The sequence below is a fragment of the Sphingobacteruim zhuxiongii genome, assembly GCF_009557615.1.
Lineage (GTDB): Bacteria > Bacteroidota > Bacteroidia > Sphingobacteriales > Sphingobacteriaceae > Sphingobacterium > Sphingobacterium zhuxiongii.
In genome coordinates this window covers 1,566,852-1,589,308 of the sequence record NZ_CP045652.1, presented here as the reverse complement: position 1 = coordinate 1,589,308, position 22,457 = coordinate 1,566,852, and the positions used below count along the sequence as shown (strand labels likewise).

General features: G+C 38.4%; 17 protein-coding genes. 11 read left to right on the top strand and 6 right to left on the bottom strand.

Features of this window, described 5'->3' with window-relative positions:
* Positions 1-242: 242 nt before the first annotated feature.
* The 3 genes from GFH32_RS06870 to GFH32_RS06860 all read right to left on the bottom strand — a co-directional run bounded on the left by GFH32_RS06870 (position 243) and on the right by GFH32_RS06860 (position 6,905).
* Positions 243-3,464, bottom strand: a complete 3,222-nt coding sequence (locus tag GFH32_RS06870; RefSeq protein ID WP_153510523.1) for a TonB-dependent receptor — start codon at positions 3,462-3,464, stop codon at positions 243-245.
* Positions 3,465-3,749: 285 nt separating this feature from the next.
* Positions 3,750-6,125, bottom strand: a complete 2,376-nt coding sequence (locus GFH32_RS06865; protein WP_153510522.1) for an endonuclease MutS2 — start codon at positions 6,123-6,125, stop codon at positions 3,750-3,752.
* 3 nt (positions 6,126-6,128) lie between these two features.
* On the bottom strand, positions 6,129-6,905 hold the full coding sequence (locus GFH32_RS06860; protein ID WP_160366820.1) for a DUF4296 domain-containing protein: 777 nt from the start codon (positions 6,903-6,905) through the stop codon (positions 6,129-6,131).
* Positions 6,906-6,982: 77 nt separating this feature from the next.
* On the opposite strand from GFH32_RS06860, the gene GFH32_RS06855 reads away from it, so the two are divergent.
* The 8 genes from GFH32_RS06855 to GFH32_RS06820 all read left to right on the top strand — a co-directional run bounded on the left by GFH32_RS06855 (position 6,983) and on the right by GFH32_RS06820 (position 15,820).
* Complete coding sequence (locus GFH32_RS06855) at positions 6,983-7,672, top strand: YggS family pyridoxal phosphate-dependent enzyme (RefSeq protein WP_153510518.1); 690 nt, start codon at positions 6,983-6,985, stop codon at positions 7,670-7,672.
* Entirely contained in the window at positions 7,673-8,131 is a 459-nt protein-coding gene (locus GFH32_RS06850; protein WP_153510516.1) for a GNAT family N-acetyltransferase, read from the top strand. It abuts the gene before it with no gap.
* A complete protein-coding gene (locus tag GFH32_RS06845; protein ID WP_153510514.1) occupies positions 8,103-8,960 on the top strand; it encodes a DUF3298 and DUF4163 domain-containing protein in 858 nt (285 codons plus the stop codon). The genes GFH32_RS06850 and GFH32_RS06845 overlap by 29 nt, the downstream gene beginning before the upstream one ends.
* A 5-nt stretch (positions 8,961-8,965) precedes the next feature.
* Complete coding sequence (locus tag GFH32_RS06840; RefSeq protein WP_153510512.1) at positions 8,966-10,234, top strand: aspartate kinase; 1,269 nt, start codon at positions 8,966-8,968, stop codon at positions 10,232-10,234.
* A complete protein-coding gene (locus GFH32_RS06835) occupies positions 10,227-11,411 on the top strand; it encodes a class I SAM-dependent methyltransferase (RefSeq protein ID WP_153510510.1) in 1,185 nt (394 codons plus the stop codon). The genes GFH32_RS06840 and GFH32_RS06835 overlap by 8 nt, the downstream gene beginning before the upstream one ends.
* Before the next feature lie 53 nt (positions 11,412-11,464).
* Complete coding sequence (locus GFH32_RS06830) at positions 11,465-12,466, top strand: LLM class flavin-dependent oxidoreductase (protein WP_153510508.1); 1,002 nt, start codon at positions 11,465-11,467, stop codon at positions 12,464-12,466.
* 406 nt (positions 12,467-12,872) lie between these two features.
* The gene (locus GFH32_RS06825; protein WP_153510507.1) at positions 12,873-14,774 is read left to right on the top strand and encodes an FAD/NAD(P)-binding protein; all 1,902 of its coding nucleotides are present in this window, start codon (positions 12,873-12,875) and stop codon (positions 14,772-14,774) included.
* 266 nt (positions 14,775-15,040) lie between these two features.
* Positions 15,041-15,820, top strand: a complete 780-nt coding sequence (locus GFH32_RS06820) for a hypothetical protein (protein ID WP_153510505.1) — start codon at positions 15,041-15,043, stop codon at positions 15,818-15,820.
* A gap of 61 nt (positions 15,821-15,881) precedes the next feature.
* Here GFH32_RS06820 and GFH32_RS06815 read toward each other — a convergent pair whose 3' ends face one another.
* From GFH32_RS06815 to GFH32_RS06805, 3 genes are all read right to left on the bottom strand, one after another.
* A complete protein-coding gene (locus GFH32_RS06815) occupies positions 15,882-16,961 on the bottom strand; it encodes an acyl-CoA dehydrogenase family protein (RefSeq protein ID WP_153510503.1) in 1,080 nt (359 codons plus the stop codon).
* A complete protein-coding gene (pnuC, locus tag GFH32_RS06810) occupies positions 16,954-17,556 on the bottom strand; it encodes a nicotinamide riboside transporter PnuC (protein WP_153513022.1) in 603 nt (200 codons plus the stop codon). Before pnuC ends, GFH32_RS06815 begins: the two co-directional genes overlap by 8 nt.
* A gap of 175 nt (positions 17,557-17,731) precedes the next feature.
* On the bottom strand, positions 17,732-19,228 hold the full coding sequence (locus GFH32_RS06805) for a malate:quinone oxidoreductase (RefSeq protein ID WP_153510500.1): 1,497 nt from the start codon (positions 19,226-19,228) through the stop codon (positions 17,732-17,734).
* Positions 19,229-19,466: 238 nt separating this feature from the next.
* Between GFH32_RS06805 and fabG the strand changes: the two genes are divergently transcribed.
* From fabG to GFH32_RS06790, 3 genes are all read left to right on the top strand, one after another.
* The gene (fabG, locus tag GFH32_RS06800) at positions 19,467-20,210 is read left to right on the top strand and encodes a 3-oxoacyl-[acyl-carrier-protein] reductase (protein ID WP_153510498.1); all 744 of its coding nucleotides are present in this window, start codon (positions 19,467-19,469) and stop codon (positions 20,208-20,210) included.
* A gap of 424 nt (positions 20,211-20,634) precedes the next feature.
* Positions 20,635-21,309, top strand: coding sequence for a hypothetical protein (locus GFH32_RS06795; protein ID WP_153510496.1), 675 nt, complete (start codon positions 20,635-20,637; stop codon positions 21,307-21,309).
* Between the two features lie 167 nt (positions 21,310-21,476).
* Positions 21,477-22,457, top strand: coding sequence for a LuxE/PaaK family acyltransferase (locus GFH32_RS06790; protein WP_153510494.1), 981 nt, complete (start codon positions 21,477-21,479; stop codon positions 22,455-22,457).

Below are 22,457 nucleotides of genomic sequence, written 5' to 3'. Positions count from 1 at the left end.
ATTTAACAAAATGTTAACAAAATCACGAGAACATTATCAGTTTAACAAATTTTAACATTTTCTAAAATGTGGAAAAGTTTTTTCAAATTCTGAATAATAAATACCCAATCCGATAATCTCAAGTAACGAGAAACGCTATAAAGCCTTAAATTCAATTCGATGTGTCAACGCATAAAAAAGACTGCGATAAAAATCGCAGTCTTCAAACTATTAAAAATATTAAATTAAAAGAGTCAGAAATACTAATTGAGAAGGTATCTAAGCCCAACTTGAGCGGACCAACGTGACGAAAGATTATGCTGATAATACGGCTTTCCATCGTTCAAGTTACCTAATCTATATTGTGGGATATTGGTATCTTTCTCGAAACTATCAAATACAATTGGGCGGAAATTATTATCCCAAAAACTCTGACCTCCTTGATATTGTTTACCCCAATTCTTATTTAATAGTGCACCTACATTCATGATATCTACTGAAATCTGAACTGTATTCTTCTTCCCTCCCACGTTGACAAACAAGTCTTGCAAGAATTTTAAGTCAAACTGATGGCTAAATGGCGTACGATCACCATTAATCTCAGCATATTGCCCTCTTCTGCTTTTCAAGTAAGGATTCCCTTCAATATATTTCTCAAATTCTGCAGATTGCTGTGCAGCCGTTAATCCTTTCGGGATATCAACAAATTTAATTTCACTTGCATTTTTTGGAATGTACATCAAAGAGAATTGATCACTTCTGCCTGCCGAATGTCCGGCCGGATCTCCAGCAATCATATATGCAAAGCGATTCCCCGATTGTCCATTATAGACTAATGAAATTGTAGATCCCAAATTCTTTAAATATTCTTTATGATAAGAAACGTAAGCGATAATGCGACTACCCGTACTAAACGAATTATGTCCTAAAGTGATATTGTTTGATCCATTGACAGTACCTGTCCTAAAGAAGTTAGATTGGTTTTGAGACGATGATCCAGAGAATAAATCCTTAGATTCTGTATACGTATAAGCTATTGATCCAAAAAAACCTTGATCAAAGCGCTTCGAAAGTTGAGCGGTACCAGACCACGCATAGCCTTTGTTTACGTTGTCAATATAAATCACCTGTGTATAATTCGGTAACACACGACGTTTTCTAACATCCGGATCGTACATCAAACGATTATCAGCACCCTCAAGCTGACCGATTGGTTCCTTGCTGTTCAAATCCCTAAAACGGAAATTACTTAGGTTCCTAGAAAACATGGCATCTACAGTCGCTTGAACACCCCACGGCAATTGGTAATCCATACCAAATGATACTCGTGCCATTTGAGGTAATTTTAGATCACGTGCAAGTACCGATATATTTCCCGAAGGTTTAATTTCTTCTGTACTTTTCGGCTGTTTATTAGCATCTGGAATAAATGTAATATTTGGTGCCATATTACTTCTAACGCTTGCCTGAACACCGCCTAACAAGACACCGCTTTGGGTAAATGCTCCAGAAGACCATACAAATGGATATCTCGAGGTAAATATACCTACACCTCCACGCAATACTAAAGAACGATTACCTTCCACATCCCAATGAAAACCGACTCTTGGCGACCATAGAAACGCAGTTTTAGGCATCCTGTTAGTCTGCACATCATATTGTTTTGCTAATATAGAATTGTTAAAATCCGTATTCTCTAACGGACTACTCGTATAAATCGGGATATCCACGCGCAATCCCCCGTTCAATTTGAAATTCGTTGCAACTTGAAATTCATCCTGAATATAAAAACCCAACTGCATTGCACTAATATCTGCACCTTGCCTAGGATCGCTGGTTGCACTATAGTTGTATTGAAAATTGCTCGCCATGCGACGCTCAAAATTCTCAATCGCAGTATATGGTGCTTGGGTGTTCGGATTAATATCGGTTGCTGGAGAATCAGTAAAAGTATAATTTCCAAAAGCACTTCCGATAAAACCATTATACATCTTATAAAACTCATTATGCGTTCCGAAAGTAACGGTATGATTGCCTTGGAAGAGCGTTAAGTTATTAGTGACTGTAAAAATATCCTGATTCAATTGGTTAATGGTCGAAAATGGTTCTGGCCCCAAATTGATATTTCGGTTCTTACCATTAATAGCGACGCGTGGAAACGGATCACCAGGAAATGCACGTGGCTCACGGATATTGGAATAACCGAGCACTAGATTATTGGACAACACATTTGAAAATCTACTATTCAATTCGATAACACCTGAATGCGTATCACTTTTTCTCAAAATACCTGCATTGTTAAAATTTACAGAAGAAGCACTTCTCGAAATCTGAAATGCCGACCCCTTAACATAGCTATATCTTGCGGTTAACTTATGTCGTTCATTAATGTTTAAATCGAAACGAGTGAAAATCTTGTCCGAATAATTATTAGACTCCAAATCCAAGTAATCTCCAGGTTTATAACCCATCGCTGTCGCCAATTCTGCCACTTTCTTTACAGCGTCCAAAGGAATGTTTGAAGCACTAGTTCCCGGAAGGTAACCCAGCGGCGTCACATTCTCTGTTCGTTCGTAATTGGCGAAGAAAAACAAGCGGTCTTTTATGATTGGTCCCCCTAGGCGAAACCCCATTTGACGCTCTTTATAATCCTCAAGCTTTTTTCGAACCTCCTCGCCACGCACTAAATCTGGAGGCGTCTTTCCTGTTAAATTTTCATTGCGCATGAAATAATATACCGAACCCGACAAAGCATTTGTACCTGAGCGTGTAACAGCAGAGATACCACCGCCGGCAAATCCACTAGCACGCACATCAAACGGCGCAACCTGTACATTAATCTCCTCTATGGCATCCAAAGATATAGGAGATGTACCAGTACTAGCACCATTTGTTCCTGCGTCGTTTAATCCAAACACATCGTTACTCACGGCACCATCAATCGTTAATTGGTTAAAGCGATTATGCATTCCACCAACTGATAAAGCCTCTCCACGTACATCTGCCTGTGGTGTTAAACGTGTGAAGTCTTTCAAACTCCGCGAAATAGTAGGCATATTTTGCAAATGTCGATTCGAAAGCTGTGTACTGGCTCCTGTCTTCATATTTTGTCCTTGACGTTGTCCACGGATCTCAACTGCATCAATCAACTTCACGTCATCACCAAAAACAGGATTCAACTCAAATGAGCGTCCCAACTGTATGTAGACATTTTGATAAACAATAGGCTCCTTTCCGACATAGCTTATCTCCACCCGATAGGGACCGCCCACACGCATGCCTACAAGACTAAATCGGCCAGCGCTATTACTGATACCTGAATAGGTAGTCCCTGAGGGTGTATGGATTGCTTTGACGCTTGCTCCTTCCCTTGTGACACCGTCATGCTGTTTGACAACCCCAGTCATGCTACTGCTGGTAACTTGAGCTTGAACCGAAACATAACTTGTCGTAATTAAAGCAAAAAATAGTAAAAGTTTCTTCATAATATCTGTTTTTAAATCACAGGTTAAAACACAAAGCTTCTTTTGGATTTTCTTCGTTTAACAGAAATTTAATTATTAATAAACTTTGAGATTATTTATCTGCAATGACTTCATCGGGATAATACAGCTAGAATTGAATGTTTTCAGCATTCTAGCGTATTAGGCAAGCAGGTTCATTAAACAAAAAACTCCTTTCTAACGATCGCTAGAAAAGAGTCTATATAGAATGTTTTAAGAATTAAGAAGCGGACCTTCTGTTTCTCGCCGTCTTATTATTAATTTAAATTAAGCGATATAGGCATAGGTAATGCCGTCTCCACCGCGATCAGCATGTTCATCTTCAAATCGACTGACATGATTGTATTTTCGCAAGTAGTCTCGAATAAACCGTCGTAAGATACCATCACCTTTGCCATGAATAATTTTTAGCGAAGGGTATCCAATCATCACTGCTCGATCCAACACCATCTCAATTTTCTGTAGAGCGTCGTCTGTTCGCATCCCACGTACATCAACCTCAGGATGGAAATCAGCAACACTCTCCGCTGAAATTGGTCTTGATTTTTTGACTGCTTTCGCTTTCTCCTTACCGCGAAGTTTTTCGACTTTATTCTTTTTAACAACAGTTCTCAAATCGCCCAGGGCAAGAATCAGATTATTCTTTGCTATTTCAATGACTTGAGCTTCATTTCCTGTCTCAACAATGCGAACCCAATCTCCAATTTCCACAGGCTCGTCAGATAACACTTCTTGAACCACTTTCGCCTGTTCTTTAGGTTTATCTTTTAAGGAGTCGGCCGCTTTCTGCAAACCTACACGCAAATCTTTTGTTTTATCCTTCTCGGCTTTGACTTGTTTTATTTCAGAAATAGTATTCTCCACCAACTTATTGGCATTCTTAATAATCTGGCGCGCTTCTTCCTTTGCTTCTTTCAACAAGCTATGTCGATTCTCATCTAAATAAGATTGCAACTCTTGCACTTCAGACTGTTGATTAAGCAACTCCTTCTCGCGCAGGGAAATCGCAGTTTTAGTATCATAAATTTCCTTCTTCTCGCGTTCGAGATCAACTAGTAGGGTGTCTACCTTCTTCTGCTGAACACCTATTTTCTGCTTCGCTAAATGCAATACTTCTTTCGGCAAACCGATATTTTGAGCAATTTCAAAAGCATATGAACTACCTGGCTTTCCTGTCTGCAAAATATAGAGCGGACGCATTTGTTCATTATCGAAAAGCATAGACGCATTTTCTATTCCATGCGTATTACTTGCAAAAACTTTCAAGTTTGAGTAATGCGTGGTAATCACTCCACGAATTTCTTTCTTATTTAGAACTTCAAGGACAGCCTCTGCAATAGGTCCCCCAAATTGAGGATCGGTACCTGTACCAAATTCATCAATGAGCACGAGCGTCCTAGCATTTGCGAACTGTGTGAAATGCTTCATCTTCGACAAATGCGCACTGTAAGTACTTAAATCCGAATCTATCGATTGATCATCACCAATGTCGGCGAAGAATTGTTTAAACAAGCCCAATTTGGAAGTAGGATCGCAAGGAATCAATAAGCCCGATTGAAACATCAATTGCAATAAGCCGACGGTCTTCATACAAACAGATTTTCCACCTGCATTAGGACCAGAAACAAGGAGAACGCGATCGACAGCGTCAATCTTCAAATTCAATGGAACAACCGCTTGATGCCCCTCTTGTCGCGCACTTAAACTCAACAAAGGATGCTTCGCATTCACTAAACGAATTTCAGCTTCTTTGGAAAGCTCAGGCATTTCAGCATCAACATCTAAGGCGAATAATGCTTTGGCACGCACGAAATCAAGCTTTGTTAACAATCCATGATAGGCCAGCAATAAAGGTACATGCGATCGAATAGTAGTCGTTAATTCTGTCAAAATTCGAATTACCTCTCTCCTTCTCTCAAATTCAAGGTCTCGAACCTTATTGTTTAAATGAAATACTTCTTCCGGTTCAATGTATGCTGTCTGTCCAGTAGCCGATTCATCATGAATTAGCCCTTTAACCTTACGTTTATTTTCTGCGAGAATAGGAATACAAAGCCTTCCATCTCGAATCGTTAAGCTTCCATCAGCCGTCCAACCGTTTTGTTGGGCTTGCTTATAAATACTGTCAATTCGTTTTCTTGCTTCTTGTTCACTCTTCGTAATTTGTTGCGTAATCTCCAACAACATACGAGAAGCGTTGTCTTTCATTTTGCCGCGCTCATCAATTACCTGCTCAATACTACGAACAATGCTTTTTTCAATTGGCAAGTGCTCGAATAATAGTTCTAGATTGGGATATTGCTGTTCGCGCTCGTTGAAGTACCGAATAATCGCATAAACGGTGCGTAAAGAAAGTAGAATTCGATAAAACTCATCTTCAAATAGAAAAGCACCTTCAACTTTTGCCTTTTCTATAATTGCTTTTATAGGGTAGATATGATCAACAGGCAAAGCTGCATCATTCACTAATAAGTTTTTAAACTCATTCGCTTGACGCAAATATCGATCAATCAGCTCCAATTTAATCTGAGGCTGTATTTTATCGACCATTTGCTTTGCAGCCTCACTCAGGCATTTATCCTTAATGAGTGCCTTAATGTCGGTATATCCTAATTTATCTACTGCGTTTTGAGGGTAAATCATGTTTTATTGTATTGTCGGCAAAGGCTTTCTAGGCTTTACCTCTTTCAACTGCGACCCGTCAGGCGCTTGCAATGGACGCCTAATATCTGTAGGCCTTCCATTATCCACTGGCTTAACTTCCTGAGGCTGCGCTTGAGGAGCCTCCTCTTCTACTTTAAGCTCTTCAGGTTTTGCCTGTGGGCTGCTAACATTTGGTGCTGCTTGCGTACTACCCGTTTGCGGCGGGTTCACTGTAGCAGCACTCACAGTTGGTTTTTCATAAATATTATTTCGCCAGATGACATCCAATCCGGTCGATGTTAAGCTCCGTCGAGTGGCCTCAGCAATCCCATAAGGTAACGTATCAGCTTTCGCATTCATCAATGAATTAAAGCTTGATTGCCATCTCATATTTTGAAAATTAACCATGCGTACACTATCCGAAAATATTGCATTGCGGATGGAGTCTTCTTTAACAAAAGCACTCTCCTTTTCCTGCAAATCTTTGATGACTTTGTCATATGTTGCAACTGATAAGTCTGGATTACCATAGTAATAATCTACATTCTTTGTAAAGGATACAGAGTCCAACCCGTATTTTGTAAACAACTCATTATAAAGTGGGTCACGAAGTTTTTTTGCACTATCGATAGGGATTGTGGTCAGATATCCATCTAACACATGGACTTCCCCAAGAAGCTCAGCCATGGTATCTTCTTTCAAAATTCCTTGAGGCAGTCCCTTCTTACAAGAAGAAGTAATAAAAAACAACAGGATGAAACCAAATATTAATCGTTGCATTTTGTAAATTTGTACAAAAATACGGAAAAGCTGGCACATAGCTTCCTATAAAAATTCGAAGTGAATCCCAAAACAATATGAGCATTACATCCAACATCAACGAGCTACATAAGGAATTAGATCCCATCGGCGTTCAATTAATTGCTATCTCTAAAACAAAACCTAACGAGGATATTCTTGAGGCCTATAATGCCGGTCAGCGTGCTTTCGGTGAAAACCAAGTTCAAGAACTGGTCGCAAAATATGAAGAGCTACCAAAAGATATTGAATGGCATTTAGTAGGGCATTTACAAACCAATAAAGTAAAATACATTGCCCCCTTTGTGCACTTAATCCACTCGGTAGACTCGCTAAAAGTCCTGGAAGAAATCAATAAACATGCGTTGAAAAACAACCGAATAATCGACTGCTTGTTACAGGTGTTTATCGCAGACGAGGACACCAAATTTGGATTAGATCATGCCGAATTGATTGAATTATTTCGCGACGAAGCATTCAGTACTTTAAAAAATATCCGAATTCGCGGATTGATGGGGATTGCAAGTAATACTGAAAATGAACGTATTGTCAAGGAAGAATTCTATGAGCTCAAAATGCTTTTCGATGGTATTAAAGCAACCTACTTCCGAAAAGAAGATAGTTTCGACACGCTATCCATGGGAATGTCTTCAGACTACACACTTGCCATTGAGCAAGGGAGTAATATGGTACGCTTAGGCAGTACGATATTTGGCAAGCGTGTTATCAAACATTACAAAAACAATTAAATGGAATTAGAAATTCGCAAAGCCGAGCGAACGGACTGTCCGCACTTATTGGAGTTAATTAAGGAGCTTGCTTTATATGAGCGGGCACCTGAACAGGTAACTGTTAGCATGGAGGAGTTTGAAGAATCAGGTTTTGGTGAACATCCCGTATGGGGAGCTTTCGTTGGAATATATCAAGGAAAGATTGTTGGCATGTCGCTCTATTATATCCGATACTCTACGTGGAAGGGTCGTCGATTATACCTTGAAGACCTAATTGTAACGGAGGAGGTACGAGGAAAAGGCTTCGGAAAAATACTATTAGACCATACCATTGCGTTTGCTAAAGCAGAAGGCTACAGCGGAATGATGTGGCAGGTTTTGGACTGGAACGAACCAGCAATAAACTTTTACAAAAAATACGACACAACTTTAGATGGGGAATGGATAAATGTTTCAATTGATTTTAAAAAACACTAAACACACGGCGCTAGTTCTTGGCATCCTAGGTTTCAGCTTCGTTGCTTGCCAAAGTAATCAAGCTGAGAACACAAAAATAAGTAAGAAGGGCGTCACAACAGCTGTCCGTACAGATACGGTATCCTATAAAAAGCAGGAAATAAAGAAAATAAGCCAATATTTCTCTGAAAATAATGGTGAAATTGACACTACCTATATTCAAGTTTCTTATCCAGATTTTGCGGATAGTAGCATGAATAGTTTAATCAACCAAACGATCTTGCTAGATGGGGAACAATCCATAGACCAGTATACAGACAACTTTATTGAAGGATATGGGAATTTTATCGAAGAAAATGAGGTAAACTACAATCTTCCTTGGTCTAAAATTACTGATGTTGAAGTTTTGATGTATACGCCACAGTTAATTACGTTAAAAAACATGACTTATGAGTATTCAGGCGGGGCGCACGGCAATACTTTTGAGCTTCTTAATGTATATGATCTAGAAAATTATCAAAAACTGGCATTAAATACCTTTATTTCCGAGAATAAGATGAAAGAATTTACTAAAATTGCAGAGAAGTTCTTTCGCAAAGAAGAAGGACTATCTGATACTGCAAGTTTAGAGAAGTCTTATTTTTTCGAAAATGGGAAATTCGCACTAGCTGCCAATTACGGCATCAATAAAGAAGGTGTCTTTTTTCATTACAATCAGTACGAGATAAAACCGTATGCGGCAGGGACTACAACGGTAATTATACCTTTCGATGCCGTGCAAGACGTCATGACGGAAACTGGGAAGAATTACATTAAACAAGTAAAAGAGTATTATCATTCAACACATTAGTATAAATGCAAGTTTTTAAATTTGGAGGTGCCTCTGTTAAGAGTTCAGAAAACATCAAAAATGTAGTTTCTATTATAGAAAAATACAAAAATTCCGAACTATTGGTTGTTGTCTCGGCTATTGGAAAAACTACGGATAAGTTAGCCAAGATTACCGATAGCTATGTAAAGAAGACTTCAGATGCATTTGCCTTATTGGAAGACTTAAAAAACGAGCATTTCCAAGTATTAAATGAGTTATTTGAGGATAAATCTAATCCTATCTTTGATGATATCGCTAATACCTTTGTCGAAATTGAATGGATTCTAGAGGAGGAGCCGCAGGATGATTATGATTATTTATTTGATCAAATCGTCTCGATTGGCGAACTTTTATCAACTAAGATTATTGCTGGATACGGACAATACCGTAGTTTACCAATCAAATGGGTAGATGCTCGTGATTATATTCTTACGGATAACACGCACCGAGAGGCAAATGTCGATTGGGTAAAAACGGAAGAAAAGATCCGTAAAGAATTGCCATCTGTTTTGGATGAGCATATTATCGTCACTCAAGGATATATAGGATCAACGTCAGAGAACTTCACGACAACATTAGGTCGCGAAGGTTCAGATTACTCTGCGGCAATATTTGCTGCAAGCCTAAATGCCGAAAATATTACCATCTGGAAGGATGTACCAGGCGTGCTTAATGCGGACCCTAAATGGTTCGATCAAACAGAACTTATTCCTGAACTTTCTTATACTGACGCTATCGAACTGACTTATTATGGAGCAACGGTAATCCACCCAAAAACGATTAAACCGCTTCAAAATAAGAAGATTACGCTCAATGTACGTTCTTTCTTAAATCCGGATGCTCCAGGAACTCAAATTAAGACAACAAATCAGACATTACCTGTCCCTTCATTTATATTTAAAGTAAATCAGGTTTTTATCAATATTCAACCGCGCGATTTTTCTTTCATTGTCGAGGATAATTTGAGTTCTATATTTAACGCATTTCATAAAAATCGTATAAAAATCAATATGATGCACAACTCTGCTATTAGCTTCAGTGTGAGTGTGGATGATACTGGCGAAAATGTATGGACCCTCCTAGAGCAACTAGAGAAACGCTATAAAGTATCTGTTGCAACAGGCCTTGAATTAATCACCATCCGATACTACAATCAAGAAACTATTGATCGAGTATTGGTAAATAAGGAAATTATTCGCGAACTTAAGGATAGTTATACCTGCCAGATGTTGGTGAAAAACAAAGATGAATAGAAATCTACTAACAGAAGAAGTTCAACAATTTATTAAAGCAAATCGGGAAAAATCGCCCACAGAAATTGCTTTAAAGAAAAGTCCATTTCCTTCTGTTTCCTCAGCGGAGCTTGCCGCACAAATTGATGGATGGCAGCGAAGCGTACGTAAGTTACCCACGTGGGCATTTAGTGACAGCATTTACTATCCTGACAAACTAAACCTGGAGCAGTGCTCTTCGGAACATACCGCATTAATCAAACAAACGTTAATTGATAATGGTACACGGGTTATTGACTTGACCGGAGGCTTTAGTGTCGACAGTTGTTATTTAGCACAAGAAGCCGCTGAAGTTATTCATTGTGAACTCAACGCCAAACTATCAGAGATCGTCGCTTACAATGCTAAAATACTTCGTGTAAACAATTTACATTGTGTAGTAACCGATGGTATCAAATATCTGCAGGAAAGCGAAGACAACGCCTTTGATTACATCTACGTTGACCCTTCTCGACGCGTAAATCAAGGAAAAGTCTTTCTACTCGAAGATTGCGAACCTAATATAGTCGCAAATCAGCAATTGTTTTTCAAAAAGGCAAGTGTTATCATTTCTAAACTTGCGCCACTACTGGATATTTCGACTGCGCTCTCCAGTTTATCTCATGTGAAATATGTTTATGTAGTTAGCTTGGATAACGACTGCAAAGAGCTTCTTTTTATACAAGAACGGGATTTCATTGGTGAGCCAATAATTAAAGCAATTCGCCTTTTTCATGATCAGCTCCAAGATTTTGAATTTACATATTCGGAAGAAAGAGGTACTATCAGTCGATTTTCTCTTCCACAGAAATACCTTTATGACCCAGATGTCGCGATCAGCAAAGCTGGAGCGTTCAAAATTGTAGGCAAGTATTTTGGACTAGGAAAACTTCATCAACACGCCCACCTTTATACTGCGGATAAGTTTAATCCAGATTTCCCTGGACGTATCTTTGAAGTCATGGAAGTGATACCCTACGGCTTATTCAAAAAAAACAACCCTTATCCACAGGCGAATGTTGCCACTCGCAATTTCCCCGATAAGGTTGAACTCATTCGTAAAAAACACAAAATTAAAGATGGTGGACAAGTCTATTTATTCTTCACCAGTGACTTAGACAACAATTATATAGCAATTGCTTGTCGCCGTTTACGATAAAATCCTACAATTCTATTACAATACTGCTTTGATTTTGCGCTTATCTTTGAAAGATGGAGCAGATAAAATATTCTCTTTTAGAATTAGCCAACGTTGCTAAAAACAAAACCGTTGCACAAGCAATAGAACGCGCAAAATTAGGTGCCCAATGCATTGACAACCTTGGTTATACGCGGATCTGGTTGGCGGAGCATCATAATATGGAATTTGTAGCAAGTTCCGCGACTTCTGTCCTCATCGGCCATATTGCAAGCCATACCAAGAATATACGGGTAGGCTCCGGCGGAGTAATGCTCCCTAACCACTCCCCATTAGTCATTGCCGAACAATTTGGAACCTTAGAAAGCATCTATCCTGGTCGCATAGATCTTGGTTTAGGGCGTGCTCCTGGTACAGATCAAGGTACAGCGATGGCACTACGACGAAATAATATAAACACTCAATTTTACTTTCGTGACGACGTGCTCGCCTTACAACAATATTTTAGTGAAGAAAATGCAATGTCTAAAGTGCGTGCGTTTCCTGGCGAAGGCTGCGATGTACCCATTTGGATTTTAGGATCAAGCACAGATAGCGCTTACTTAGCTGCTGAACTAGGCCTCCCCTATGCATTCGCTGCCCATTTCGCCCCGGCAATGTTGCAACAAGCGGCATTAATCTACAGAACCCACTTCAAGCCTTCTGTAGATTTACAAGAACCTTATTTTATGGTTTGTGCGAATGTCGTTGCGGCTGATACGCAAGAAGCAGCAGAACTCCTGGCAAATAGCTTATTTAATATGTTCGCAGGGATCATTACCAATAGACGACTGCCATTGTCAGCACCTACAGAAAAGCCAATTTATGCGGGAATAGCAGAAATTGAACAAGCCGTGTCAAGTATGACATCTTGTACATTTATTGGAACGCAAGAGAAAATAGCAAAGGATATTAAACTATTTGCAGCAGAATTGCACGCAAAAGAATTTATGGTAACCAATAATATTTTCGATGATGAAAAACGACTACGTGCTTTCAAAATCATTGCTGATGCTTTCTCGAGCATAAATCAATAATCTTAAAGACGCTATTGGAGATTAACATAATCCACGATTAGTCAGTATCTAATTATCTTTCGAAATAATGTCGAGCGGCAGCCTACAAAAACAACAGACTGCCGCTTTGCTATAGATGATTTTATTTATTGAACCCAACTATAATAGTGAAACATTGTTTCTCTAAAAGAAATGTTTAAACACCTATCTTTATAGGTATTTTTCAATAAAATGCTATACTTTTTAAAAATAACACAAATACAAACCCTTTTACTATACTTATTTTACAACATTACTATCTGTAAAAAATTAAAATCATTTCTTATTTAATCAGAAAATATCTAATTTTAAATAAACACTAACTGAGCTGCCTTTATCAGCTCTTATTTAAGGATAACGCATCCGATATATTTCAGAATTACTATATATGATTTGGGATTCATCAAACTTGGATTCAGCTCTTCTTAATTTGCCCAACGAGATTGATTCGTTGATATGCTCTGTTGAGCAGCTAGAAGAGTATTGCGAAAACGAACCTTATATTGCAATTGTCGGTGGCGGTCCAAAAGGATTCTACGCATTAGACAGCTTTCTAAGTCGAGCTAAAGATTACCTAAAACAACCACAGTTTAAGGATAAAAAATTGAATGTACATTGGTACAATGATAACCGTAATTTCGCAACAGGCCCACACTTTAACACCGATTTACCATCCTATTTCTTAGTCAACCGATGTATAGCAGAGATCACTTGTTGGGAACAGCATGAGGATGAAGACCAGCATTCAAATAAGTTAAATTTGATAGGTTGGTTACAGAAATATAGCAACTCGAGTCAGGAAGTTAAATGGGATCACCTATGCACACGCGAATTACTTGGCTACTATTTTCTTGACGCATGTATGTCTATCATCAAAGAAAAGCATCCTCAAATTATTGTGCACTTATTGAAAGAGGATATTATTGATCTTGATATTGAAGAAGATCAATTTTCCTTAAAAGCTAAAGCGCAAGACATTCCTTTCCATTACGATTCAATATTGTTTGCAACAGGTCACTCCTATCAGAATACTAGCTTTTCTTATTTAAAATCAAATCAAAATGCGGGCTATTCTATTATTGATGAGATTTATCCTATTGACAAACTAAATGAGATTCCAGCACGTGCAGAAGTGGCTGTTTGGGGAACCGGGTTAACCTTTTTGGACGCGATGCTTGAATTGACGGAGGGTCGTGGAGGAATTTTTTATAAAAAAGACGAAGAATACCATTATCTAAGCTCCGGTAAAGAGCCAATTATGTTTCCTTTTTCTCGTCGCAGCTTACCTAACTTACCAGGCAATCCATTTTCAAACACGAAAAAAAGAAAACTTACCTTTTTGAATGATACTTGGCTATCCGAATTGATTGCCGAAAATAAAAAAGTAGACTTTTTAAATGAAGTAATTCCGCTTTTAGATATGGAAGTCAAATATGCTTTTTACCCCTTGATCCCCAATTTTAAAGAAATGGATAAGGAAGCAGTTCTAAATTTCTTAAAGGACGATAAAGCGGAGAAATATTTTAGCTTAAATGCGCTGATGGATCCATTCTCACATTCGAAATTACCCTCGGACAGCAATTTTCAAGAATTTGTAGTGGATCTAAGCAATTACTGCATGCAAATGACAGAATTTGGCGAATTTCAAAGCCCAATGGCCGCAGCAATTGGCGCACTTCGCGAAGGCTATGAGCAAATTGTTAAGCTGTATAATGAGGTAGGATTTACAGCCGAATCACAGAAAGCATTTCTCGATCGTTGGGCACCTAACATCAACCATTTAGCATATGGCCCTCCTCGGGAAGTCTCTGAGAAGTTCTTTTGTTTGATGCGCGAGGGATACATCAATTTTCTGTTTTCAGAGATGCCGTCGGTTACACAAAGTGGAAATAGTATTCGCCTAAAAAATAAGTATATCGAGAAAGACTTTCAATTCCTATTGAACGCTCGGGTACCAAAAGGGAATCTTAGATTAAACAATAATAGTCTGTTTGATCGAATGCTTGAAAAAAGTATTATTAAAGAATGGATCAATGATAGCTACCGAACGGGAGCAATTGAATTGGACGAATTTGGAAAACCGACAGGATTGAACGAAAACTTACAACTTTATTTCTATGGAATTCCGGAAGAAGGACAAATGGTAAACAAGGATAATATTCTAAGAACTCAGAATAATAACGCAGTTTCATGGGCAGAACAAGGTTTATTTGAAATTCAAAAACGTTATGTGAGTGGGAAAGAGCGAGGAGCATATGATGGTCAGAATTTTAACCTTGATAGCGCTTAACATAAGCTTAACACATCATTAATATATAGATCAAAATACTCCCCTATCTTCGTATCAATAAAAAAGAAAAGATATGATAAAAGATGAAGTATTAGTAACAGAGATCCCGACGATCATGTTCGAGTTAATGTATGATGGTGATGATTTTAATTCTGAGGAGGATTAAAATCCACCCATACTTTATTACAACCTCTCCCTAAAGGAAACCTCCTTAACACAATAGAATCAATAATTTTTCATAATTTTAAGCTAAATAGATCACATCTATGAAGAAAACATTTAGCTTCTTTATCCTTTGTACAGGATTGTTCTGTGCTGCTTGTAACATGGCTAATTCCCCCGCAACACAAACAAATGATTCAACAGTATTAGCAGATACTTCCGTTAATTTGGCCTTAGTGGAAAAACCTACGGTTTCAGCAGTACCTATTGATAGTCTGTCGGAAGGCAATATCCTGCTTCCATCAAGATACAGAATATGGGAATCTTTTGAATCTATAGAAAAGCAGATTGACAGCACTTGGGTAGCTTTGTACAAGAAAGATAATCAGTATCACGTTGGTCGAATTCCTTATCACATCGAACATGAAGCCGAAGACCCTTGTTCAGGATTACCTACAGAAACCCTTGTTGCATCTGAATATACACTTGCCTTCTTTAAACTGAATGAAATTAAAAATGGGAAAGTAGATAGTGTAAAACTTGAACGTTTAGTCTTAAACCCAACGGAAGTCAGTAAGTTTTCCTTCGGAGGTCGAAATTTTCAAATTAAAGCCTCGGGTCGTCAATTCGACGATCGCGAAAATAACGGCGTTGCTCCCTATAAATTAGAATTATACGAGGGTGACCAATTTATTCGCAATTTAATTGTTCAAGATCAATACAATGATACGCAAACCGAGCTCAAATTCATTGGTGATTTAGACCATGATGGGCAACCAGACTTTATCTTCTCAAGTCCGCGAGACTATGAAGAAGAACGCTTGATATTCAATCTTTCTGGTTCAAAAATAGGCTATGAGACGAATCGACAATTCGACTGTTAAGATAGCTTTCAGAAATCATCTCATACGGACTTCGCAATATGTACCGCTGACAAACTTGCTATTATCTGCCATTCAATAAACTGTGCTGACTTGCTGTAAAGATGTTTCGGAATACGATATTTAGTTCATTCTCCATTTGAGAAGCAAGAATACCAAGCAATGGAAATAGTTGAACAACTTGTTGACGCATATCGGCAACAAAAGAACGAGCTTCAACAGATAATTCTTCATAAATCATCGTATTTGCCTCTACAGCATCAGATAATATATTTGACCATATCTGTTCCGCAAGTTTAAAAACATGCCCCCTACGTTGCTCAAAATCAACTTGGAAGCCATCAAGTAGCTTAAATCTATCTTTGCTGTATTGCTTTGCCCATTCTGTATCTTTTGCCTTTTCAAAAAAATAGCGCTCCACTAAATCCAGAAAACGACGAAACATACCTATATAATTAACTACTAGTGTTAATTCTGCGAATGGCATAAATGGAAGTTCAAATAGAGGCGACTGTGAAGTCTTTGCTTGTGGACCCAGTGAGAAAGCATGGCTTTTCGGTACGCCAACATCTTGTAGAGAGAAACTATGACTCGCTGTACACTCTAATCCAAAGGAAGTCCAATCATAATGAACTAAGACCTGATCTCGCGGTACAAAGAACGACGACACTTTTGGTTCTCCATTTTTATCATATACTGCTTGCCCATGTTCAAATAAGCGAGCATTTAAAGTAAAATGCGTAAGATGAGGAGCTCCAGTAGCGTACTGCCACTCGCCACGTAGTACATAATGCTCACCGTCCCAATTTGCCGTTCCAGACGCTCGACCGCTTCCACCCCAACATATATCTTTCTTATTAAAGAGTTCCTGTGCAAGCCCAGGCTCCAAAAAGCCGGCAAACATATTCGCCCCAGAACAAAGCGTAACGGTCCAAGCAAACCCGCCGTCCTCGTAAGCTAATGCCTCTAATAATGCCAACCCATCTCCCAATTTTGCTTCCTTACCGCCGTACTCCTTAGGTACCCAAAGGTTGAACCAGTTATTATCATATGCTAGTTTTAACTGATTGGCAGTTAAGGACTTTTTATGTATCGCTTCCGATTGCGCCTCTTTAATCGTTAAAATTTGTTCAGAACTAAGCATACTCAATTTGTTTTTGATTTCGCATAATGGATTGCCATTTCAAAAATCCGAAAATAGCAACAATAAATAAAAAGCAGGTAAGGGCCGCAAATAAATACAAATCCTTATGAATTAATAGAGGTATCGCAAAAGCATTACTGATATTCAAAAGAATCCAATTTTCAATTTTCCGCTTTGCTAAGAGCCACATTCCCGCCCATGCGGTTGCAGAAACCCAAGCATCCCAAATCGGTACATCTGAATCCGTAAAAAAGTATAAAACAGAATAAAGCACGAAAAAACCGACACCGACAATAGAACCTACAACGACCCAGTCTTTTCGCTGGCAAAAACTAATAGGTTGTTCACGCGCTTTTTTGTTTGCCATCCAATACCACCAACCGTAAACACTCATCAGCAAATAATACATATTCAATGCGATCTCAGCATATAGTTTTGCTCCTAACAACACGTACATACCTGTCAATATGCCAAAAATACCAAAGAAATAGTTTGAAACCTTATTATTCCGAGAGAGTAAAACTTGGATAATGCTGCAAATCACTGAAAATCGTTCTAATGCTGTCGTTTCCAGCAAAGCTTTCCAAAAATCCATAAAAAAAACATCCATAAATTATGTCCTAAAACAAAACTTATGGATGTTATATAATAACAAGATCCTTTCTCCCTACGCCAGCATTACCTGGATCAGGTTGTACCATTTAAGGTATTGGGTATAATCTCAGCCGATTTCGATATTCGAAACAAGCACCCCATAAGTTTAATAAAATCTATTTATCTAAATTCAATAAACGGTGCGTACGTTCGCGTGTCGCTTGACATAAGTCCGCATCATCGTTTAACTTCTTACCCCAAGTCGGGATCATCTCGCGTAATTTCTTACGATATGGATCTGATTTTGCGCGATCAGGGAAACATCTTTTCAACAAGTTGATCATAATAGCAACCGAAGTCGACGCACCTGGAGAAGCCCCTAATAATGCGGCAATAGAACCATCAGCACTAGAAACAACTTCAGTTCCGAATTCAAGGATACCACCATGCTTAGGATCTTTCTTAATTACCTGCACACGTTGTCCTGCTTTTTCAATTTGCCAATCTTCCATTTTCGCTGTAGGCATAAATTGTTTCAAAGCATCCAATTTATCTTGAGGTTTTTTCATCACCTCAGTAATTAGATATTTCGTCAATGGTAGGTTATCAAGACCTGCAGATAACATCGGACGAATATTTGATAATTTAATCGAAGCTGGTAAATCAAAATACGATCCTTTTTTCAAGAATTTTGTTGAAAAACCTGCATATGGTCCGAATAATAGCGCTTGCTTTCCGTCGATGTAACGCGTATCTAAGTGAGGAACCGACATTGGAGGAGCTCCAACCGACGCCTTACCATAAACCTTTGCATGATGCGCGTTGATAATATCCTCGTTTGTACAACGTAGCCATTGGCCACCAACAGGGAATCCACCATAACCCTTTGCCTCAGGAATACCTGAACGCTCTAGAAGTAATAGAGAGTGACCACCCGCACCGATAAATACAAATTTCGCTAAGATTTCACGTTTCTCACCTGTCGCTAAATCCTTAACTTCGATTTCCCAACGTCCATCATCCTCCCGATCAATATCTTTTACTTCCTGATTTAAGGAAAGCTTAATGTTATCTTTTCCATCTAAATAAGAAACTAGATCTCTAGTTAAAGCACCAAAGTTTACATCTGTACCGATGTCCATCTTTGTCGCCGCAACCTGTTCGCTAGCATCTCTACCTTCCATCATCAAAGGAACCCAATCTTGCAATTGTTGTTTATCCTCCGTATACTCCATTCCCTTAAACAGATTTTGCTGCGTTAGCGTTTCAAATCTTGTTTTCAAGAAACGAACATCTTTTTCACCAAATACAGCCGACATATGAGGCACTTGACGAATAAAATGACTTGGATTCTTAATAATTCCTTTTTCAACTAAGTAAGACCAAAACTGCTTGGATACCTCATATTGTTCAGCAATGCTAATTGCCTTATCAATCTTAACAGAACCATCAGCTTGCTCTGGAGTATAGTTTAACTCACAAAGCGCCGAGTGACCCGTTCCGGCGTTATTCCATGCGTCGGAGCTCTCTGCCGCCACAACATCAAGACGTTCTAAAATCTCAATATTAATATCCGGACTCAACTCGTTTATTAATGTGCCTAGAGTAGCACTCATGATACCAGCACCAATCAAAACGACGTCTACTTCCGTTTTCTTAGTTTTCTTACCCATTTGATTTTTAAATGAGTTACAAAATTAATATTCGCTTTATATATAAGCGAATAATTTTGTCAGAAACATATCAGATATTTGTGATTTTATCAAAATTTCCCCGCTCTGATTAAAGAAATACAGGTTTCTGGCTCAAAAAAATAAATCTTCATCTTCCTATTCAACAACATTTTTTGTATTATGCAGTTTATTTTCCACTTTTGTGGTTCATTTAACAAGCATTTAATTAGAAATACATATGAAATTGTTAGCCGGAAAAACAGCCTTAGTGACAGGTGCATCGAAAGGAATAGGAAGAAAAATTGCAGAGGTTTTTGCACAACATGGTGCAAACGTTGCGTTTACTTACTTATCTTCTGTAGAGAAAGGACAAGCGCTAGAACAAGAGCTACAAGCCTTTGGCACACAAGTAAAAGGCTACCGTTCGGATGCCTCTAAATTTGATGAAGCTGAAAAATTAGTAAATGATATTGTCGCAGATTTCGGAACCCTAGACATCGTTGTTAATAATGCCGGCATTACTAAAGACGGCCTATTGATGCGTATGACTGAAGAGAACTGGGATGACGTAATTAATATCAATTTGAAGTCAGTATTTAATGTTTCTAAAGCTGCTTCGAAAGTGATGATGAAAAACCGTAAAGGAAGTATTATCAATATGAGTTCGGTAGTTGGTGTTCAAGGCAACGCCGGTCAAGCAAACTATGCGGCTTCAAAAGCAGGTATCATCGGTTTCTCAAAATCCTTAGCAAAAGAATTAGGTTCTAGAAACATCCGTACAAATGTTATCGCACCAGGATTTATCCGTACAGAAATGACAGATGTATTAGATCCGAAAGTAGTAGCAGGATGGGAAGCAAATATCCCTCTAAAACGCGCTGGCGAACCTGAAGATGTAGCAAATGCTTGTGTTTTCTTAGCATCTGATCTTTCTGCTTATGTAACTGGACAAGTAATTCCTGTTGACGGCGGAATGTTGTAAGCATTGAACAAACATAATAATGGAAGCCCCGAATTTCGGGGCTTTTTTATTGACAATTCCGTCGAAAATGTTCATATTTTTTCCAATCTCGAGCGGCTGTGTCTCGAAGCATGTATGGAGAAAATAACTAGTAGCTAATATTTAGTACTTAGAATTGGTCGTATAGTGTGAAATACTGTAATTAGCAAGTAGTAGTTAGTATGTATTAGTCGGTGTAGTGAACTTAATAATTTAGATTGTTCTTGTTCTTTCCTAAATACAGCTTTTATATATCGCGTATTTATAGGTTCAAAATCGGTATCTCAAAACACCGCAAGGACGCATGATGACACGAATTATTGGAAAGTTTAGCTATAATTTAACTTTCTTTAAAAACAAACAATACAAATCCATATTTTTACATCGACGAAATATTATTAACTTTATGACCCACTTTAGATATCTTTTATTCTTCAGTTGTCTTTTTATAAAGCTGAACTTATGTGCCCAAACAGGCATTGAGCGATCCATTAAAGAATATCAAGTAACAGTAAGAACCGATAATGGCTCCATTAAAGGATTGTTGCAACAGGTAAACAAATATTCGATTGATGTTATTGGCAAATCTGGCGCAAAAAACATCCCCGTAACGTCGATCAAAGAAATTAAAGTGAAGTTTGATCGCGAGCGGAAAATAGCGCTGTACGAGGGAATGGCTAAGACAGGGATTGGAATAGTAGAAAGTTCGTTTGACGACGATCGACCGAATATTCGAAAGGATGAAAATGGCAGGCCAATCTATGATAACCCTGCAGACGAACCCACGTTAAGCGACGCTGCAGCAAAAGCATTATTGGGTACTGCAACAATTGCGACAGCCGCCGCCGCAGATCAAGTTACGCGTCTCATATACAAACCAAGTATAGAAGCATTTAAAGTGCATGCCGATTCAGCAAGCTTTACCGATATCAAAAGGCATTTATCTCTTTATAGCGTCGCCACGCAAGCTTCTCCCGATTATTCTAGAATCCTTGATGATCAACTGAAAGAAAGTATAAAAGTTAAAAAGCTGGACATCAAAGATAATCCATTTCGAAATAAGGACTTGATTAAGCGCTAAATCGCTCCGTAAATTCGGTTTGAAAAGACATTTTCATGAACGAAAAATATGATTGAAAACTTGAAGCTTCTTTGCTCTTTTGCTACTCAGACGAGAGAAAGTCAGACCTCGGCATAACTACTATTTTCTAGGTCTTAAATACTTTCTAAACTTCTATATTTGCATCAATGGAATTATTTGATCAAATCTTTCAAATTCAATCGGAGGACGAGTTTAATGCCTGTGCAATATCGGTCTTTCAACATCAGGCAGAAACTACGGCTATTTATCAGCAATACCTTCAGATTTTAGGAATTGAAATTTCCTCGATTGATCATTATGCTAAGATTCCGTTTATGCCGATCCAATTTTTCAAAACTCAAGATATTATTACCAGGGGTTTGACAGCAGAAGTGGTTTTTAGCAGTTCTGGTACGACTGGTATGATTACTAGTAAGCACTTGGTTGCCGATAGCGGCTTGTATGAGCGTAGCTTCCGTTTGGCTTTTGAACAGTTTTACTGCCCTGTTAAGGACATCGCAATTGTAGCTTTGCTTCCATCCTATTTGGAGCGTACTGGCTCATCCTTGATTTACATGGTTGATGATTTAATTAAACATTCTGTAATGGAGGAAAGTGGTTACTTCTTATATAACCATCAAGATTTATTTGAGCGCTTGAATAGGCTAAAGGAAAAAGGAACAAAGACCGTTTTGTTCGGCGTGACTTATGCACTTTTAGATTTTGTGGAGCAGTTTTCGGTTGATTTTCCCGAGCTTATCGTTATGGAAACGGGTGGAATGAAGGGAAAACGCAAGGAAATGATTCGGGATGAACTGCATGAAGTATTAAAAGCAGGATTTGGGGTGCCTCGTATTCATTCCGAATATGGAATGACCGAATTACTATCTCAAGGCTATTCGTATGGAGAAGGATTGTTTCATACACCAAATTGGATGAAGATTCTTATTCGCGATACTAATGATCCACTTACGCTTTTGGATAATAAAAAAACAGGAGCAATAAATGTCATTGATTTAGCCAATTATCACTCCTGTTCGTTTATTGCGACGCAGGATTTAGGAAAGTTCCATAGCGATGGATCCTTTGAAATCCTAGGTCGATTTGACAATTCGGATATTCGCGGATGTAACCTCTTGGTGCAATAG